Source organism: Bradyrhizobium sp. URHA0013 (assembly GCF_000518345.1).
Lineage (GTDB): Bacteria > Pseudomonadota > Alphaproteobacteria > Rhizobiales > Xanthobacteraceae > Bradyrhizobium.
The window spans coordinates 851,881-868,965 of record NZ_KI912426.1 but is presented as its reverse complement, the minus strand read 5'-3'; the positions used below and the strand labels follow the sequence as shown (position 1 = coordinate 868,965).

The 17,085-nt window shown below is 64.6% G+C and carries 18 protein-coding genes; 8 read left to right on the top strand and 10 right to left on the bottom strand.

Annotated elements, in window-relative coordinates:
* Positions 1-114 precede the first annotated feature (114 nt).
* On the bottom strand, positions 115-333 hold the full coding sequence (locus tag N551_RS0124660) for a hypothetical protein (protein WP_007593267.1): 219 nt from the start codon (positions 331-333) through the stop codon (positions 115-117).
* 201 nt (positions 334-534) lie between these two features.
* Between N551_RS0124660 and N551_RS0124655 the strand changes: the two genes are divergently transcribed.
* On the top strand, positions 535-1,170 hold the full coding sequence (locus tag N551_RS0124655) for a 2-hydroxychromene-2-carboxylate isomerase (protein WP_027569167.1): 636 nt from the start codon (positions 535-537) through the stop codon (positions 1,168-1,170).
* Between the two features lie 9 nt (positions 1,171-1,179).
* Here N551_RS0124655 and ald read toward each other — a convergent pair whose 3' ends face one another.
* Positions 1,180-2,295 carry an alanine dehydrogenase gene (ald, locus tag N551_RS0124650; RefSeq protein ID WP_027569166.1) on the bottom strand — a complete coding sequence of 372 codons (1,116 nt, stop codon included), beginning with the start codon at positions 2,293-2,295 and terminating at the stop codon, positions 1,180-1,182.
* A 134-nt stretch (positions 2,296-2,429) separates the two neighbouring features.
* Between ald and N551_RS0124645 the strand changes: the two genes are divergently transcribed.
* The 4 genes from N551_RS0124645 (at position 2,430) to N551_RS0124630 (ending at position 6,765) form a co-directional block, all read left to right on the top strand.
* Entirely contained in the window at positions 2,430-2,909 is a 480-nt protein-coding gene (locus N551_RS0124645; RefSeq protein ID WP_027569165.1) for an Lrp/AsnC family transcriptional regulator, read from the top strand.
* A gap of 139 nt (positions 2,910-3,048) precedes the next feature.
* The gene (locus N551_RS0124640) at positions 3,049-3,540 is read left to right on the top strand and encodes a (2Fe-2S)-binding protein (protein ID WP_027569164.1); all 492 of its coding nucleotides are present in this window, start codon (positions 3,049-3,051) and stop codon (positions 3,538-3,540) included.
* On the top strand, positions 3,537-4,553 hold the full coding sequence (locus tag N551_RS0124635) for a xanthine dehydrogenase family protein subunit M (protein ID WP_027569163.1): 1,017 nt from the start codon (positions 3,537-3,539) through the stop codon (positions 4,551-4,553). Before N551_RS0124640 ends, N551_RS0124635 begins: the two co-directional genes overlap by 4 nt.
* A 7-nt stretch (positions 4,554-4,560) precedes the next feature.
* Positions 4,561-6,765 carry a xanthine dehydrogenase family protein molybdopterin-binding subunit gene (locus N551_RS0124630; RefSeq protein WP_027569162.1) on the top strand — a complete coding sequence of 735 codons (2,205 nt, stop codon included), beginning with the start codon at positions 4,561-4,563 and terminating at the stop codon, positions 6,763-6,765.
* 61 nt (positions 6,766-6,826) lie between these two features.
* Here the strand turns inward: N551_RS0124630 and N551_RS38995 are convergent, their stop codons facing one another.
* The gene (locus tag N551_RS38995) at positions 6,827-7,039 is read right to left on the bottom strand and encodes a hypothetical protein (protein ID WP_027569161.1); all 213 of its coding nucleotides are present in this window, start codon (positions 7,037-7,039) and stop codon (positions 6,827-6,829) included.
* A 186-nt stretch (positions 7,040-7,225) separates the two neighbouring features.
* Positions 7,226-8,275 carry a hydroxyacid dehydrogenase gene (locus N551_RS0124620; RefSeq protein WP_027569160.1) on the bottom strand — a complete coding sequence of 350 codons (1,050 nt, stop codon included), beginning with the start codon at positions 8,273-8,275 and terminating at the stop codon, positions 7,226-7,228.
* A gap of 254 nt (positions 8,276-8,529) precedes the next feature.
* Here N551_RS0124620 and N551_RS0124615 point away from each other — a divergent pair, with 254 nt between their 5' ends.
* From N551_RS0124615 to N551_RS0124605, 3 genes are all read left to right on the top strand, one after another.
* On the top strand, positions 8,530-9,096 hold the full coding sequence (locus N551_RS0124615; RefSeq protein WP_027569159.1) for a thiamine pyrophosphate-binding protein: 567 nt from the start codon (positions 8,530-8,532) through the stop codon (positions 9,094-9,096).
* Between the two features lie 11 nt (positions 9,097-9,107).
* Positions 9,108-9,710 carry a thiamine pyrophosphate-dependent enzyme gene (locus N551_RS0124610; protein ID WP_027569158.1) on the top strand — a complete coding sequence of 201 codons (603 nt, stop codon included), beginning with the start codon at positions 9,108-9,110 and terminating at the stop codon, positions 9,708-9,710.
* A 76-nt stretch (positions 9,711-9,786) separates the two neighbouring features.
* Complete coding sequence (locus N551_RS0124605; protein ID WP_027569157.1) at positions 9,787-10,164, top strand: hypothetical protein; 378 nt, start codon at positions 9,787-9,789, stop codon at positions 10,162-10,164.
* Between the two features lie 42 nt (positions 10,165-10,206).
* On the opposite strand, the gene N551_RS0124600 is transcribed toward N551_RS0124605, so the two are convergent.
* The 6 genes from N551_RS0124600 to N551_RS0124575 all read right to left on the bottom strand — a co-directional run bounded on the left by N551_RS0124600 (position 10,207) and on the right by N551_RS0124575 (position 17,036).
* On the bottom strand, positions 10,207-10,590 hold the full coding sequence (locus N551_RS0124600; protein WP_007593296.1) for a DUF1236 domain-containing protein: 384 nt from the start codon (positions 10,588-10,590) through the stop codon (positions 10,207-10,209).
* A gap of 115 nt (positions 10,591-10,705) precedes the next feature.
* Entirely contained in the window at positions 10,706-11,593 is an 888-nt protein-coding gene (locus N551_RS0124595) for a 2-hydroxy-3-oxopropionate reductase (protein WP_027569156.1), read from the bottom strand.
* Between the two features lie 12 nt (positions 11,594-11,605).
* The gene (gene hyi / locus N551_RS0124590) at positions 11,606-12,391 is read right to left on the bottom strand and encodes a hydroxypyruvate isomerase (RefSeq protein ID WP_027569155.1); all 786 of its coding nucleotides are present in this window, start codon (positions 12,389-12,391) and stop codon (positions 11,606-11,608) included.
* Positions 12,392-12,403: 12 nt separating this feature from the next.
* A complete protein-coding gene (gene gcl / locus N551_RS0124585; protein WP_027569154.1) occupies positions 12,404-14,194 on the bottom strand; it encodes a glyoxylate carboligase in 1,791 nt (596 codons plus the stop codon).
* Between the two features lie 153 nt (positions 14,195-14,347).
* Positions 14,348-16,150, bottom strand: coding sequence for an adenine deaminase (locus tag N551_RS0124580; RefSeq protein ID WP_027569153.1), 1,803 nt, complete (start codon positions 16,148-16,150; stop codon positions 14,348-14,350).
* Positions 16,151-16,235: 85 nt separating this feature from the next.
* Complete coding sequence (locus N551_RS0124575) at positions 16,236-17,036, bottom strand: NYN domain-containing protein (protein ID WP_027569152.1); 801 nt, start codon at positions 17,034-17,036, stop codon at positions 16,236-16,238.
* Positions 17,037-17,085: the final 49 nt, after the last annotated feature.

Genomic DNA, 17,085 nt, shown 5'->3' with positions numbered 1-17,085 from the left:
AGAAGGATTTATACGCAGCGCCATCCGATTGGGAAATAAGTTTTCGACATATCAGGGCTCAGGGAAGTTCTATCCTCAGCCCGGGATAATCCGGCTCGGAAGTTCAGGCGCGCCTTAGAAGATCAAGCTCTTGGCCAGTGAGGCGACGCGGCTGAAGCCGTCATAGACGCCGGGCTCGAAGAAGGCCGCACGCGCCAGCACGATGCCGGCGACCAGCGACCAGAACAGGCCGGTGCCGACCCGCAGCAGCAGCTTTGACCCGCGCGAGCGCGGCTGGGTGTCCGTTGCGGACACCAATTGCTCGCCGAAAGGCTCAAACCTGGTGCGTTCCATGGCAGTCAATCCATCAATTTCTGATGGAAATGTCGTCGTTTCGGCCCCAAACAGCAATGGAAGCGATTGGCTTTTTTGCCTCCCGAAGGGGAAACTCCTTCCGCCGGACGGACCCGGGGCAATAGTTTTCTTCTTCCGGCCTATTTGAGCACCGGCGCCACGGCGAGCAGGTAGCGCCGCGCGTATGAAAGGAATCTGCCAATGCCAAATCCCCGCGTGCGTATCTACACCGACTACAAGAGCCCCTACGCATTCGTGGCCAACAAGCGCCTGTTCGAACTCGAGGAGACGCACGGCGTCGAGCTCGAATGGCTGCCCTATACGCTGCGCGTTGCCGAATTCATGGGGACCGTGGAAGAGCGCACGCCGCATTTCTGGCGCAAGGTGCGCTACGCCTATATGGACGCTCGGCGCTATGCCAATGCGCAAGGGCTCGTCATGAAAGGGCCCCGGCGGATCTACGACGCGTTCTATTCCAGCGTCGGCATGCTGTTCGCCCAACAGCACAGCTTCTTCCGTCCGTATCACGATGCGGTGTTTCGGCGCTTCTGGAGCCATGAGCTCGAGATCGACGATCTCGCCGCCATCACGGACGTCATCACGTCCTGCGGTGGTTCAGCCAGTGAGTTCAAAGCCTACATCCATGGCCCCGCCCGCGCCGAGCATGACCGCATCATCGACGAGGCCGAAGCGCTCGGCGTGTTCGGCGTGCCGACCATGGTATTCAACGGCGAGCTGTTCTGGGGCGGCGACCGCATCGACATGCTGATCGAACGCATCGAGGAGCCTGAGACGATCGAAGCCGCGCTCGGCAGCCGCCATCGCAAGCCGGTATGAGCAGCAACGCTACGCCGCCAGCCCGCTCCCCACCGGAGCAAACTCCAGCCCGAGGCTTTCGGCCACCGCCTTGTTGGTGATGCGGCCGCGATGCACATTCAGCCCGTTGCGCAGATGTGGATTTTCCAGCACTGCAGCAAAACCCTTGTTCGCAAGCATCAAGCCGAACGGCAGCGTCGCGTTGTTCAGCGCCTGGCTCGACGTCACCGGCACCGCGCCGGGCATATTGGCCACGCAATAATGCACGATGCCGTCGACCAGATAGGTCGGATCGGCATGCGTGGTCGGGTGCGAGGTCTCGAAGCAGCCGCCCTGATCGATCGCGACGTCGACCAGCACGGCGCCCGGTCGCATCGATGTCAACATCGCACGCGTGACGAGCTTGGGCGCGCTCGCGCCCGGCACCAGCACCGCGCCGATCACGACGTCGGCAGCGAACACCTCCTCCTCAACTGATTCGATGGTGGAGAAGCGGGTGCGTACGCGCCCGGCAAAGAGATCATCAAGCTGCCGCAACCGAGGAATAGAGCGGTCGATCACGGTGATCTCCGCGCCAAGGCCCGCGGCCATGCGCGCGGCTTGCGTTCCCACTACGCCGCCGCCCAGCACGACGACCCGCGCCGGCTGCACGCCGGGAACGCCGCCCAGCAGCAGTCCGCGGCCCCCGGCCGAACGCTTGAGCGCGGCGCCGGCGGCCTCGATGGCGAGGCGGCCGGCGACTTCGCTCATCGGCGCAAGCAGGGGGAGGTGACCGGCCGCGTCGGTGACGGTTTCATAGGCGATCGCAGTACAGCCGGAGGCGAGCAAACCCCTGGCCTGTTCGGGATCCGGCGCGAGATGGAGATAAGTGAACAGGATCTGGCTTTCGCGGAGCTGGGCCCACTCGCTTTTCTGGGGCTCCTTCACCTTCACGATCATGTCGGAGTTCGCGAAGATGTCGCGTGCGCTCTCGGCAATGATCGCCCCTGCCCGCCGGTAGACTTCGTCGGAGGCGCCGATGCCGCCACCCGCACCGGTCTCGACCGTCACCTCGTGCCCCGCCGCGACATATTCGCGGACCGCACCCGGGGTGAGCCCGACGCGATATTCCTGCACTTTGATTTCCTTGGGCACACCGACGCGCATCCCGGGCCTCCTTTTGATTCACCTCATGATCGTAGCGACCTGCCCGGTTTGGTTTCGTGCAAATATCCGCTAGCTTTGGCGTCCCTGCGCCGGTTTCCGGCGCGCAAACGCCCTTTCACGCTGGAAACGAAACTTTGGCCCTGGACCGGAAAGATCTCGCCATCCTCGCGGAACTCACGACCAATGCGCGGGCCAGCCACACCGAGCTAGCCAACAAGGTTGGGCTCTCCAGCACCGCGCTCGCGCGGCGGCAGAAGGCACTTGAGGACGACGGCTACATCCAAGGCTATCAGGCCACGCTCGACCTCGCGCAATTCGGCCTCACCACCACGGTACTGGTCCGCATCGCGCTGGAAAGCCAGAGCGATGAGGCGTTGAAGGCGTTCGAGGCGGAGGTGGTGAAATGCCCGTCCGTCGTGCGCTGCTTCCTGATGTCGGGGACCGACGACTACATTTTGATCGTGCTCGCCCGCGACATCCAGGATTTCGAGCGCATCCACCGCATGGAGCTGTCGCGCCTGCCGCGCGTCGCGCGGGTCCAATCGAGCTTCGCGCTGCGCGAGGTCGTCAACCGCGCCGTGCCAAATGTGGTGTTCGGCGAAGCAAAGCGCTGACCGCAACCTCTCGGAAAGGCGAACTGCCTGCAAGGAACCAACCGGTCGGTGGTCCGTTGGGCGCTATTGGCCGGCGGAGGCGTGCCCCCGCGTCAACACGGCTGACGTCCGGCACGGTCGCCGTCGCAGGGAGCAGGACATGGGCGATGTCACGCATCAGATTTCCGAACGAATCCCCATCCATCTTGTCGTTAACGGCGTCAGTCACACGCTCGATCTCGTGCCATGGACCACGCTGCTCGACGCCTTGCGGGATCATCTTGCACTAAGCGGCACCAAGAAGGGCTGCGACCATGGTCAGTGCGGCGCCTGCACCGTGCTGGTGGATGGCCGGCGCGTCAATTCGTGCCTCACGCTCGCCGTCATGAAGGACGGCGCGGAGATCACGACTGTCGAAGGTCTTGCCAAGGACGGCACACTGCATCCCGTGCAACAGGCGTTTATCGACCATGACGCCTTCCAGTGCGGCTATTGCACGCCGGGACAGATATGTTCGGCGGCCGGACTGCTCGCCGAAGGCCGTGCCCGTGATTCCGACGAGATCCGGGAGCTCATGAGCGGAAACCTCTGCCGCTGTGGCGCCTATCCGAACATCGTCGCCGCCATCCAGCAGGCAATGGGCCAGCCATGAACAATTTCCAGTACGCCCGAGCCACTGATGTCGCCGACGCGATCCGCCTGCTCGCCGCCGATCCCGGCGCCAAGCTGATTGCCGGCGGCACCAATCTGATCGACCTGATGAAAGAGAATGTCGAGCGCCCCTCCCGGCTGATCGACATCTCCCGCCTGCCGCTCCGGGAGGTCCAGGAGACGACCGACGGGTCCTTGCGCATCGGCGCCCTGGTGCCGAACTCGGACCTCGCCTACCATCCATTGATCGAGCAGCGCTATCCCCTGCTCGCCAGCGCGATCCTAGCCGGCGCGTCGGCGCAATTGCGCAACATGGCCTCCGTTGGTGGCAATCTGATGCAGCGAACGCGTTGCGCCTACTTCTATGACACGGCCACGCCCTGCAACAAGCGACATCCCGGCAGCGGCTGCTCGGCGATGGACGGGCTGAACCGCAACCATGCGATCCTGGGCACGAGCGCCGCCTGCATCGCGACCAATCCATCCGATATGAGCGTGGCGCTTGCCGCGCTGGACGGGCTCGTGCACGTCGCGGGTCCTTCCGGCGAACGCACCATCGCGCTGACCGATTTCCATCGGCTGCCCGGCGACAAGCCTCATGTCGATACCAATCTCGGCACCGGTGAGATCATCACGGCGATCGAGCTGCCGCCGCGCGGCTTTGCACAAAACTACAGCTACCTAAAAATTCGCGACCGGATGTCTTATGCTTTCGCTCTGGTCTCGGTCGCCGCCGCGCTCGAATTGGAGGGCAACGCGATCAGCGGGGCACGCCTGGCGCTCGGCGGCGTGGCGCACAAGCCCTGGCGCAGCCTCGAAGCCGAAGCGGCGTTGCGCGGCCAGGCCGCAACGCCCGATCACTTCTCGCACGCCGCGGATCTCTTGCTCCAGGGATCAACGGCCCGCTCACATAACGGCTTCAAGGTCGAGCTCGCACGCCGCGCCATCGTGCGGACGCTCACACAGGCGGCGAACGCCACGCCGCAATCCCAGGCCCACAAGAAGATCGCGTGAGGACCCCATGAACGCTTATGTCGGAACGCCAACGTCGCGTGTCGACGGCCGGGCCAAGGTCACCGGCGCCGCCAAATACGCCGGCGAATTTCCGGCCGACAGGCTCCTCCATGGCTTCGTTGTCGAGGCCACCATTCCATGCGGGCGCATTGCCCGCCTCGACACCAATGCGGCGCTGCAGATCAAGGGCGTGCTCGACGTGCTCACGCATGCGAACCGTCCGCCGCTGGCCGATAAGGACGAGGCGTGGAAGGACGAGGTGGCGCCCGAGGAAGGCTCGCCTTTCCGTCCGCTTTATGACGACAAAATCAAGTTCAATGGCCAGCCGATCGCACTGGTCGTCGCGGAGGACTGGGAAACCGCGAAATTCGCCGCGACGCTCGTGCGGGTCGACTATGAGCAGCATAGTTTTGCGACCGACATCGAAGGCGAGCGCGGCAACGCTGCCGAGAAGGACAAGCCGCATAAGCCGCGGGGCGACGCCGCAGCCGCCCTTGCGGGAGCTGATGTGCGCCATGTGGCGGACTACGTGATACCGACCGAGCATCACAACCCGATGGAGCTCTATGCGACCACGGCGGTCTGGGACAGCAATGGCAAGCTCACGATCTATGACAAGACGCAGGGCGTCCAGAACGTCCACAAATTTCTCTGCGGCGTGTTCGACAGGAAGCCGGAGGACATTCGGGTGATCTCGCCATACGTCGGCGGCGCCTTCGGTTCCGGCTTGCGGCCGCAATATCAGGTGGTGTTGGCAACGCTCGGCGCGCTCGCGCTGAAACGGTCCGTTCGCGTCGTGCTGACACGGCAGCAGATGTACGGGCTCGGCTACCGGCCAATGACCATCGAGCGCGTCGGGCTCGGCGCAAAGTCAGATGGTACGCTCGATGCGGTCACGCACGAGGCCATTGCCGTCACCTCGCGCTACGAGGATTTTGCCCGCAACGATACCGGCTGGGCCGAACAGCTCTACCGCAGCCCGAACAGCCGCTTGTCCCACAAGCTGGTCCACCTTGACGTCTCCACCCCCTGCGACATGCGCGCACCGGGCGCGGCGTCGGGCGTCTGCGCGCTCGAATGCGCGATGGACGAGCTTGCCGTCGCACTCAAGCTCGACCCGGTCGACCTGCGGCTGAAGTGCTACTCGGACCGCGACCAGAGCGAAAACCTGCCCTACACCAGCAAGCAGTTGCGGGCATGCTACGCGCGCGGCGCGGACGCCTTCGGCTGGAGCAGACGCAATCCTGCGCCGCGCTCGATGCGCGACGGCAAGGAGCTGGTCGGCTGGGGCATGGCCACTGGTGTGTGGGAAGCACTGCAGATGCCAGTCGCCGTCCGCATCGTGCTGACGTCGAACGGACATGCCGAGGTGTCTTGCGCGGCATCCGACATCGGCACCGGCACCTACACCATTGTGGCGCAGGTCGCGGCCGACGCACTCGGCCTGCCGATCGAGAACATCAGCGTCAGGCTCGCCGATTCGACCTTGCCGCAGGCGCCAGTCGAGGGCGGCTCCTGGATGGCCGCCTCGAGCGCACATGCGGTGCTCGCAGCCGCCGAGGAGGTGCGCAAGGAGCTGTTAGATCTGGCCGGAAAGATGCCAGGCTCGCCGCTCGCCGGCGCCGAGTTGGCCGATACGGTCCTGATCGACGGCAGCATTGCCGGCGCCAGCGACAACAGCCGCGCGGTCTCGATCGCCGACGCAATGCGCCATGGCGGGGTCGAACGCATCGAGAAGGAAAAGCTCAACCAGTTCGATGAGGACAAGAAGCACGCGCGCAACACCCATTCGGCCGTCTTCGCCGAGGTCAAGGTCGACGAAGAGCTAAACGTCGTTCGCGTGACGCGGGTCGTCAGCGCCGTCGCGGCCGGGCGGATTCTGAACACCAAGACTGGCCGCAGCCAGATCATGGGCGGCGTGGTCTGGGGAATCGGGATGGCCCTGCACGAGGAGACGGTGATGGATCACCGCTTCGGCCGGATCATGAATGCGAATATCGCCGAGTACCACATTCCGGTGAACGCAGATGTTCGCGACATCGACGTGATCTTCGTCGACGAGCCGGACGCGCACATCAACGCGCTCGGCATCAAGGGCATTGGCGAAATCGGCATTGTGGGCGTCCCGGCGGCGATCGCAAACGCCGTCTATCACGCCACCGGCAAACGCATCCGCCGCTTCCCGATCACACTGGACAAGCTGCTCGACTGAGACGGTGCAGCGGTCCCGCTCGGCGCCAGCGTGACCTCACGGCGCCCGGCCGCCAAGCCCCTCACGACGGAAAGTCAGCCGGTCTGACCTGGATGCGGTCGGCATGCAACGACCAGTGGTGCAACGCCTGGTCCGCGCAAAACCTTGCCTTCGCCCGCTCTCTGGCTTCGTCCTCGTCGGAAGCGTCGACCTCGAGCGTGCCTTGGCACACCTCGATCTGCCGGCCGTATTGGCCGAGCACGTCCTTCATGAACCTGACCACATAAGTTGACATGGGACCTCCTGCCTGCCCCGGCGGCGCTCACTCTAATCCCATTTAGCCGGATTGCGGGAGGGAGATTTTGACGCGGATCAAAGTCGGGCGCGGTTCCCGCCCGCCGATCATTCGGTGGCGCGTAGTGCTAACCGGGACATTGGGCAGCAGGAGCATCGCACCCCGGAAGGACAAAGCGACCATCGACTACGCCGGCGTCACACCAAACGCCTGCTTGAAGCGCTCCGCGTAACGTGGCCAGACCTCGGGATTGATGATGCGCGGCGGGCGCTTGCCGTCGAGCGTCTGCAGCACCTGCTCGGCGGCGATGCGGCCCATGTTCTGGCGCGCCTCGATCGTGACACCCGCGGTATGCGGGCTCGCCAGCACGTTGTCGAGCTGGAGCAGCGGATGCTCCGGCGGTGGCGGCTCCTTGGACCAGACGTCGAGACCGGCGCCCGCAATGCGCTTCTCGCGCAACGCCTGGAGCAGCGCATCTTCATCGTGGATGAAGCCGCGCGCCGTGGTGATAAAGTACGCATGCGGCTGCATCAGCGCGAACTCGCGCACACTGATCATGTTGCGGCTGCCCTTGTTGAGCGGGCAGGAGATCGAGACGAAATCGGCGCGGCGCAGCAGCTCGTCGAGCTCCACCTTTTCTCCGCCCCGCTCGGCCATCACCTCGGCGGTGAGGTAAGGATCATAGGCCAGCACCTTCATGCCGAGCAGACCCTGGCACAACGCGGCGATGCGGCGGCCGACATTGCCGAGGCCGATGATGCCGACCGTCTTGTGTTCGACCTCGTTGCCGACGAGCTCGTTGCGGTTGACGTTGGCCTCCCTGCGAAGCTTGCGGTCGGACTGGATGATGCGCTTGGACAGCGTCAGCATCATCGCCAGCGCATGCTCGGCGACGGAATGGGCATTGCCGCCGGACTGGTTGACGACCAGGACGCCCGCATCGGTGCACGCCTCGACGTCGACGGGATCGAATCCTGCACCATTGCTCGAGACCAGCAGCAGGTTCGGCGTGCGTTTCAGGAAGGCGGCATCGACGTGGAAATGCGGGGCGAGTTCGTCCCGGGCGGCGCCGATCTGGTAGACATGAGCGGCACCGATGATCGGCGCGTAAACGTCTTCGGGGGTCTCGTTCTCGATGCGATCGAGCCGGACGTCGGGCCGCGCCTTCAGGATGTCTATATAGATCGGGTTAGCCAGATATTTGACGTAGAAGACGCGCTTGCTGTTGACGGACATCAGGACCCTTCCGGCTCTCTCCTGGAGATCCGCAGGGCCAGCGCGGCGCGCGCTCCTTCCATGCGTTCCTCCGTTCTCTTGTTATTGCCGCTTATGACACGGCGCCGCCGGCCGCGGCAGGCCGCCTGGCGCAGATCACGGTGCAGCCCGGACATGTTGACAATCCCGTCCGCCGCGTCAAGTTCGGCAGACCGCCGCGACGGCCAAGACAACGACAAAGACCAAGAAGCATGCGCGGCCGAAGGGAGAACGCAATGCCGATTGCGGAGCAACAGACCTCGTCCGAGACGGCGCAGACCTCCAGTGACAAGAGCTGGCACGGCATCGTCCTGCAAACCCTGAAGCGGAACGAGATCAGCCTCGTCCCTTACGTCCCCGACCGCGTGCTGACGCCGCTGATCAAGAACCTGCACGCCGATCCGTTCTTCACCACCTTCGCCACCGCCCGTGAGGAGGAGGCCGTCGGCATCGTCTCGGGCGCATGGATGGGCGGACGACGAGGCGCGGTGTTGATGCAGACCTCCGGCTTTGCGACGCTCGCCAACGTGCTGGCCTCGCTCGCGGTGCCCTACCAGATCCCGCTGATCATGTTCGTGTCCGAGCGCGGTACGCTCGGCGAGTTCAACTACGGCCAGTCACTGGTCTGCCGCACCATGCGTCCGGTGCTGGATTCGCTCGCGCTGGAGCATCACACCATCACCCGGCTCGACGAGCTCGAATTCATTGCCGACCGTTCGATCAAGCAGGCCGTGACGACGCAGGCGCCGGTGGCGCTGATCCTCAACCCGCTGCTCACGGGCGGCAAGGTGTTCGACAAGTGAGGCCGGCCCAAATGAATATAGACGCGCGCAACACCAAGGTCATGAACCGCTTCGACGTCACCTCGCGCCTGATTGCGAAACTCGAGCACGAGGAAGCCGTGATCGGCGGCATCGGCAACACCAATTTCGACCTCTGGGCCGCCGGCCACCGTCCACAGAATTTCTACATGCTCGGCAGCATGGGGCTCGCCTTCCCGATCGCGCTGGGCGTGGCGCTGGCGCAGCCGGACCGGCGCGTCTTCGCGCTCGAAGGCGACGGCTCGCTGCTGATGCAGCTCGGCGCGCTCTCGACGATTGCGGCGTTGAAGCCGAAGAACCTCACCATGATCGTAATGGACAACGGCATCTATCAGATCACCGGCGCGCAGCCGACACCGGCCGCGAACGTGGCTGACATCGTCGCCATCGCGACCGGCTCCGGGCTTGCCAACAGCGCCTGGGCCGCGGACGAGGAGGATTTCGAGCGTCTGGTCGAAGAAGCCATGTCGGCCGGCGAGCCGAGCCTGATCGCCGTTCGTATCGATGACAAGCCTGGCGTCGGCGCCACCCGACGCGACCCCGTACAAATCCGGGAACGCTTCATGCACGGCCTGGGCGTGCGTGAGCCGCTTTAACGTTTCGTCATTAACTACACGGCGATCTGATCCCGGCCCCTCGGCAGGCTGCTGCAATCCATGCTAAGCGGTGCGGATGTCCATTTTGGTTCGCTCCTCTGCCTGGCTGCTTGCCGCCGCCGTCGCCTTTGCAACCCTCGGCCCGCCCGGCCTGCGGCCCCATTCCGACCTTGGCCAGGACGGTGAACACGCCCTCGCCTTCGTCCTAGTGGGACTAGCCTTCGGCCTCGCCTATCCGCGCCGCCGCCTGTCGGCTACAGCCATCGCTGTGGTGCTGAACGGCCTGCTCGAACTGATGCAATTCTGGGCACCGGGACGACATGCGCGGCTGGAGGACTTTCTGGTCGATGCCGGCACCACCTGCATCGGCTTCGCCCTCGCGGCCGTCGCCGATTGGGCCTTGACGCGGTTTCGCGCAAATTCGGCCCTGACGAGCCAAGGCCCCGCGGAGTGATGCTCCGCAGGGCCCGCCTTTCAAAGCTCACGCTCCGATTGATCAGTCGATGATCTTGACGACGCGGCGCGTGCGCGGCTCCACGATCACGCGGCGATCGTTCACGACCGCATAGCGATACTCGGTGTAGTTCGGCACGGGCCGCAGCACCACGGTCGGCGGCAGGGGCTCGCCGACCACGACGCGCTCGTGAACCACGACGGAATCATCACGCGGAATTCCGCCCAGGATCGCGTTCGGAATTTCAAGGCCGGCGCCCACGGCTGCACCGACGGTACCACCGACCATCGCACCGACCGGACCGCCAATGTCGCCGCCCGCGCGTGCGCCGTTCCTGGCGCCCTCTTCGGTCGTCGACTGAGCAAAGGCCGCACTCGACGCCAGCAGCGACGCGGCAGCCAACGAAATCGCAAGACGGGTTTTCATGTGCTTATGTCTCCAGTGATTGTTGTGCGCCTTCAACCGCGGGGCCGGATCATTGTTCCGGTTCCCTCGCCCGATCTAGGCAGAACCACAACGGAGACTGTTACCCGGTAACAGTTCAGGCCGCGGCGATCTCGTGCCCCGCCATCAGTTCCAGCGCGCGCACCATCGCCGAATGGTCCCAGCCCTTGCCGCCATGCGCGGCGCAGGACGAGAACAGTTGCTGCGCCACTGCGGTGCTCGGCAGCGACAGGCCGAGCGCGCGGGCGCCTTCAAGCGCGAGGTTAAGATCCTTCTGGTGCAGCTCGATGCGGAAGCCGGGATCGAAATTGCGCTTCACCATGCGCTCGCCATGCACTTCGAGAATCCGCGAAGACGCAAAGCCGCCCATCAGGGCCTGCCGCACCAGCGCCGGATCCGCACCGGCTTTCGACGCGAACAGCAGCGCTTCGCTGACCGCCTCGATCGTCAACGCGACGATGATCTGGTTGGCGACCTTCGTCGTCTGGCCGTCGCCATTGGCGCCGACGCGGGTGACGTTCTTTCCCACCCGGTCGAAGATCGGCTTCATGGTGTTGAAGGCGCGCTCGGGGCCACCGACCATGATGGTGAGGCTTGCCGCCTTGGCACCAACCTCCCCGCCTGACACCGGTGCGTCGAGATAATCCGCGCCGAGCGCCTCGATCTTCTTCGCAAACTCCTTGGTCGCCAGCGGCGAGATCGAGCTCATGTCGACCACGATCTTGCCCTTGGAAATGCCGCCCGCGACGCCGTCCTTGCCAAACAGCACGGCCTCCACCTGCGGGGTATCCGGCACCATGATGATGACCGCATCCGCCTCCTCCGCAACCTCCTTGCTTGACTTGCAGACAACGCCGCCGGCGGCGATCAGCTCGGGTGCGACCGGCCCGACATCGTGCAGGAGAACGCGATGGCCTGCGGCCAGAAGATGACCGGCCATCGGCCGTCCCATGGTGCCAAGTCCGATAAAGCCGATGTCGATCATGTCAAAGTTTCCTCAGGTCTCGAAAGTCTGCGCCGCGTGCCAGGACAGGCCGCCCAGCGTCGTCGTGCGCGGCTTGTATTCGCAACCGATCCAGCCGCGATACCCGATCGCGTCGAGATGGCGGAACAGGAAGGGATAGTTGATCTCGCCCGTGCCAGGCTCGTGGCGGCCGGGATTATCGGCGAGCTGGATGTGCGCGATCTGCGGGAGACATTCCTGCATGGTACGGGCGAGATCGCCCTCCATGATCTGCATGTGGTAGATATCGTACTGGATGAACAGATTGTTCGAGCGCACCTCGGAGATCAGCTGCACGGCCTGCGCGGTGCCGTTAAGGAAGAAGCCGGGGATATCGAGCGTGTTGATCGGCTCGACCAGAAGCTTGATGTTCTCCCGCGCCAGGGTCGACGCCGCAAAGCGCAGATTCCCGACCAGCGTCTCGTTGAGCTCGCGCGGATCGGCATCGATAGGCGCGATGCCGACGAGACAGTTGAGCTGCTCGCAATCCAGCGCCTTGGCATAGTCGATGGCACGAAACACGCCGTCCCTGAACTCGCTGACACGATCCGGCAGGATCGCGATGCCGCGCTCGCCCGCCGCCCAATTGCCGGCCGGCAGATTGTGCAGCACCTGCATCAGCCCATGGCTGTCGAGCTGCTCGCGCAACTGCGCCTTGTCGAAATCATAGGGGGAGAGGTACTCGACCCCGGAAAAGCCCGCCGCTTTGGCCGCGGCGAAACGGTCCATGAACGGCATCTCGTTGAAGAGCATGGTGAGGTTGGCGGCGAATTTCGGCATGATGCTGGTCCCCTATTCCGCCGGCTGCAGCACGCCCGGCCGCGCGGTCGCGACCTCGTCGAGCGGCAGGTCCAGCACCTCCTCGAACTCGACGACGTTGTCGATTTCCGTGCCCATCGCGATGTTGGTGACGCGCTCGAGAATGAACTCGACCATCACAGGCACGCGGTACTTCGCCATCCATTCGCGTGCGGTGGCGAACGCGGCCTGCGCGTCCTTGGGATCGGTGACGCGGATCGCCTTGCAGCCGAGCCCTTCGGCGACAGCGACGTGATCGACGCCGTAGCCGCCGAGCTCGGGCGCGTTGATGTTCTCAAAGGAGAGCTGGACGTGATAGTCCATGTCGAAGCTGCGCTGGGCCTGGCGGATCAGGCCGAGATAGGAATTGTTCACGACGACGTGGATGTAGGGCAGGTTGAACTGCGCCCCGACCGCGAGCTCCTCGATCAGGAACTGGAAGTCGTAGTCGCCCGAGAGCGCGACGATGTCGCGATCCGGGCACGCCGCGCGCACGCCGAGCGCCGCAGGTAGGGTCCAGCCGAGCGGCCCCGCCTGCCCGGCATTGATCCAGTTGCGCGGCTTGTAGACGCCCAGGAACTGCGCACCGGCGATTTGCGAAAGGCCGATCACGGTGACGTAGCAGGTGTCGCGGCCAAACGCCTTGGTCATCTCCTCGTAGACGCGCTGGGGCTTGATCGGGACGTTGTCGAAATGGCTCTTGCGCAACATCGTCTTCTTGCGGTCCCGGCAGGAAGCGGGCCACGCCTGGCGCTCGCGCAACCTGCCTGAGCGGCGCCACTCCCTGGCGACGGCGACGAACAGTTCGAGCGCCGCCTTCGCGTCCGAGACGATGCCGAGGTCGGGATTGAACACGCGCCCGATCTGGGTCGGCTCGATATCCACGTGCACGAAGGTGCGACCCTTGGTGTAGGTCTCGACCGAGCCGGTGTGGCGGTTTGCCCAGCGGTTGCCGATGCCGAGCACAAAATCGGATTCGAGCATGGTGGCATTGCCGTAACGATGGCTGGTCTGAAGACCGACCATGCCGGCCATCAGCACGTGGTCGTCGGGGATGGCCCCCCACCCCATCAGCGTCGGCACGACCGGCACATTGGCGATCTCGGCGAATTCCACCAGCAAATCCGAGGCGTCGGCGTTGATCACGCCGCCACCCGCGACGATCAGCGGACGTTCGGCCGCGTTGAGCATCTCCAGCGCCTTCTCGACCTGCTTGCGGGTCGCGGTCGGCTTGTAGACGGGCAGTGGCTCATAGGTCTCGTCGTCGAACTCGATTTCGGCGAGCTGCACGTCGAGCGGCATGTCGATCAGGACCGGGCCGGGCCTTCCCGAGCGCATCACGTGAAACGCCTGGCTGAACACGCGGGGCACCAGCGCCGGCTCGCGCACCGTCACCGCCCATTTGGTCACGGGCTTTGCGATCGACTCGATATCGACGGCCTGGAAATCCTCCTTGTAGAGCCGCGCGCGCGGCGCCTGCCCGGTGATGCAGAGGATCGGGATGGAATCGGCGATCGCCGAATAGAGCCCGGTGATCATGTCGGTCCCGGCCGGCCCCGAGGTTCCGATGCAGACGCCGATATTGCCTGCCTTGGCCCGCGTATAGCCCTCGGCCATGTGCGAGGCGCCTTCGACATGCCGCGCCAGGATATGGCGGATCGAGCCGCGCTTCTTCAGCGCTGAGTAAAGCGGATTGATCGCCGCCCCGGGAACGCCAAAGGCAGTCGAGATACCTTCCTTCTCCAGAATTCGCACGGCAGCATCGATGGCTCGCATCTTCGCCATATCGGACCTCGCTTGAGTTGCATTGGCTCGAGCGAGATCATCGGGCCCGCGAGGGCTTCACTCAACGAGATCGATTTTATTTTCCACGATGCGGCAGCCGCGGAAAAATCGCGGTAGCTTCAGTCAGTTAGATCGAGACTCGCGTGAAAGCGCTCACTCGAACAGCGGCGCCAGCTGCATCTGCGGCACCAGCACAAGGCCCTTGTCGGTGATACGAATTTCCGGAATGACCGACAGCGGAATCAGATTGAAGCCCATGTAGGGGATGGTGCAGCCGGCTTCCGCCCATTCCTTCTTCAGCACCTTGACCTCTTCCGCCACCTCCGTGACGCGCTTGTCGGACAGGAGCCCAGCGATCGGCAACGGCACCAGCGCCCTCACCTTTCCGTCAGCGACGAGGCAGACGGCGCCCTGTTGCTCCTTGATGGCGGCGACCGCGACCTGCATGTCGGCCTCGTTGGTGCCGGCAACGATGATGTTGTGGCTGTCGTGGCCGACGCTGGAGGCGACCGCGCCGCGCTTCAGGCCAAAGTCCTTCAACAGGCCATAGGCGACATTGCCGGCCGATTTGCCGTGGCGCTCGACCACCGTGACAAAGCACAGGCCGTAGCGCGCAAACAGCGTCGGCCAGTCCTTTGCGGGCTCGATCGCGATCTTCTCATGGATCAGCGTGATGCCGGGCAACGCGGTCTTGATCGCGTTGACGGTGCAGGCCTTCACCGGCAGTTCCGGTATTAGCTTGACCTTCTCGGGCAGCTTCACGGTCGCATAGGCCGCCTTCGGATATTGATAGCGCCGCGACAGCGCCTGATCGAGCTTCGGCGTGATCTTGCGGTTCTCGACCACCAGCTCGCCGCCGTACCAGGTCGATTGCGGCTCGAGGTTATCGTCCATCAGCACGAGATCGGCGCGGCGGCCGCCGCCGAGCCCGCCGATATCGCTGTCCATGCCGAAGCGCGTCGCGCCATGCAGCGAGCCCATCGACCAGGCCTGCTCCGGCGACATCCCTGCCTTCACGGCTTCGCGCACCACCCAATCGAGCCCAAATAGCAGGAGATCGTCGGCATCGCGATCGTCGGTGCACACGGCCGTGCGCTTGTGCGAGGCCCCGAGCTCGGTGATGGTGCGGATGGCCTGCGGCAGCGAGTGCCATGGCGTGGTCGGCGGTCCCCCGCGCAGGAACACCCAGACGCCGGCATCGAGCAAATCGTCGGCGATGTCGCGGTCGATCGCCTCATGGGTGTCGGTGACGCCGCTCGCCGCATAGGCCGCAACGAACTCGCGGCCATAAACATGACCGGACACCGGGCGCCCGCGCTTCAGGGCGGCGGCGAGGATGGCGTGGCTTCGCTCGTCCCCCATGGTGACAGGCACAAAGTCCATCTTCTCGCCGAGCGCGACCGCTTCCGGCCAACGGTCGAACAGGCCGGCGATCTTGTCGGGCGTGAGGTCGCCACCCGCGGTCTCGAGTGCGGCTGAGGTGGCCGGCACCGTGCTTGGCACGGTCAAAAAGATCGACAACGGCGCCTCGCGCGCGTCCTCCAGCATCGCCTCGACGCCGGCGACGTCCATGACGTTGCCGATCTCGTGGCTGTCGCAGAAGATCGTGGTGGTGCCGTTGAGCAGGGCGGCTTCGGCATAGGCGCAGGCCGTCACCATCGAGGATTCGATGTGGATGTGCGGATCAACTAGGCCCGGCGCGATAATGCCGCCAGCGGCATCGTAGGTCGTGACGCCGCTCCAGGCCTTCTGGGCCGTTCCAGCCGGCTTCACCGCCGCAATGCGGCCGCCGGTGATCCAGACCTCACGTCCCTGATGGATGCGCTCCGAATAGGTCGAGAGCACGCGCGCGCCGGTGACGACGAGATCCGGCGCGACACGGGCCGAGGCCACATCGGCGAGACGCCGGGTCATCGAATGCAACGGTGCGACGGCGAAGCGGGTAAGTCTGGTCATCAGGACCCTCGCGTGGCGTTATGGCCCTGCGATGGTTACGCTCCGCGCCCGACCGGGCAAGCGCAAATATAACGGCACGCCCTGCTTACGCCTTAGGCGTCGAACCGCCTGCCGCCGCCGGCCTCGCGGGTCTGCGCGAGTTCCGCCTTCGCGGGGCCGGTGCGGCAGCGGGCTTGACCCGAATCCGCATCGACCTCCCGTTCTGCTCGTCGATCTCAAAGGAATTGGTCTTTCGCACGAGGTCGCTCAGTTTGCGGAAGCCGAACGTTCTAGGATCGAAATCGGACGCGAGATTGGCAAGTTGGCGACCGACTTCCCCGAGCGTCACCCAGCCGTCCTCGCTCTCCATCTGGGTGATGACCTTCTTGATGATGGGGGTTGCGGCATCGAGCGGCTGAAGCGACGTCGATCTCGAGGCGGGGTCCTGGGTGTTCGCCGGCGCGGGAAGCAGGTTCTCCGTGTAGACGAACCTTCGACAGGCCTGCCGGAAGCTCTCCGGCGTCTTCTGTTCGCCGAACCCAAAGACATCGATGCCCTGCTCCCGGATTCGGGCGGCGAGACGGGTAAAATCGCTGTCCGAGGACACCAGGCAAAAGCCGTCGAAACGGCCGCTGTGAAGCAGGTCCATCGCGTCGATGACCAAGGTGATGTCCGAGGCATTCTTGCCGGTCGTATAGGCAAACTGCTGCTGCGGGATGATGGCGTGCTTCGACAGGATGTCGGCCCAGCCCCTCGACCTGGCATTGGAGAAGTCGCCGTAGATGCGGCGAACGCTGGCCTCGCCGATCTTGGCAATCTCCCCGAAGAGTCCATCGGCGATCTTTGCCGAAGCATTGTCGGCATCAATCAGGACAGCGAGACGGGGCGAACGGAGCTCTGACGGCATGACTTTTCCCACGAGATGAACGTAGCATTAGAAGACGCTCGCGTCGGGA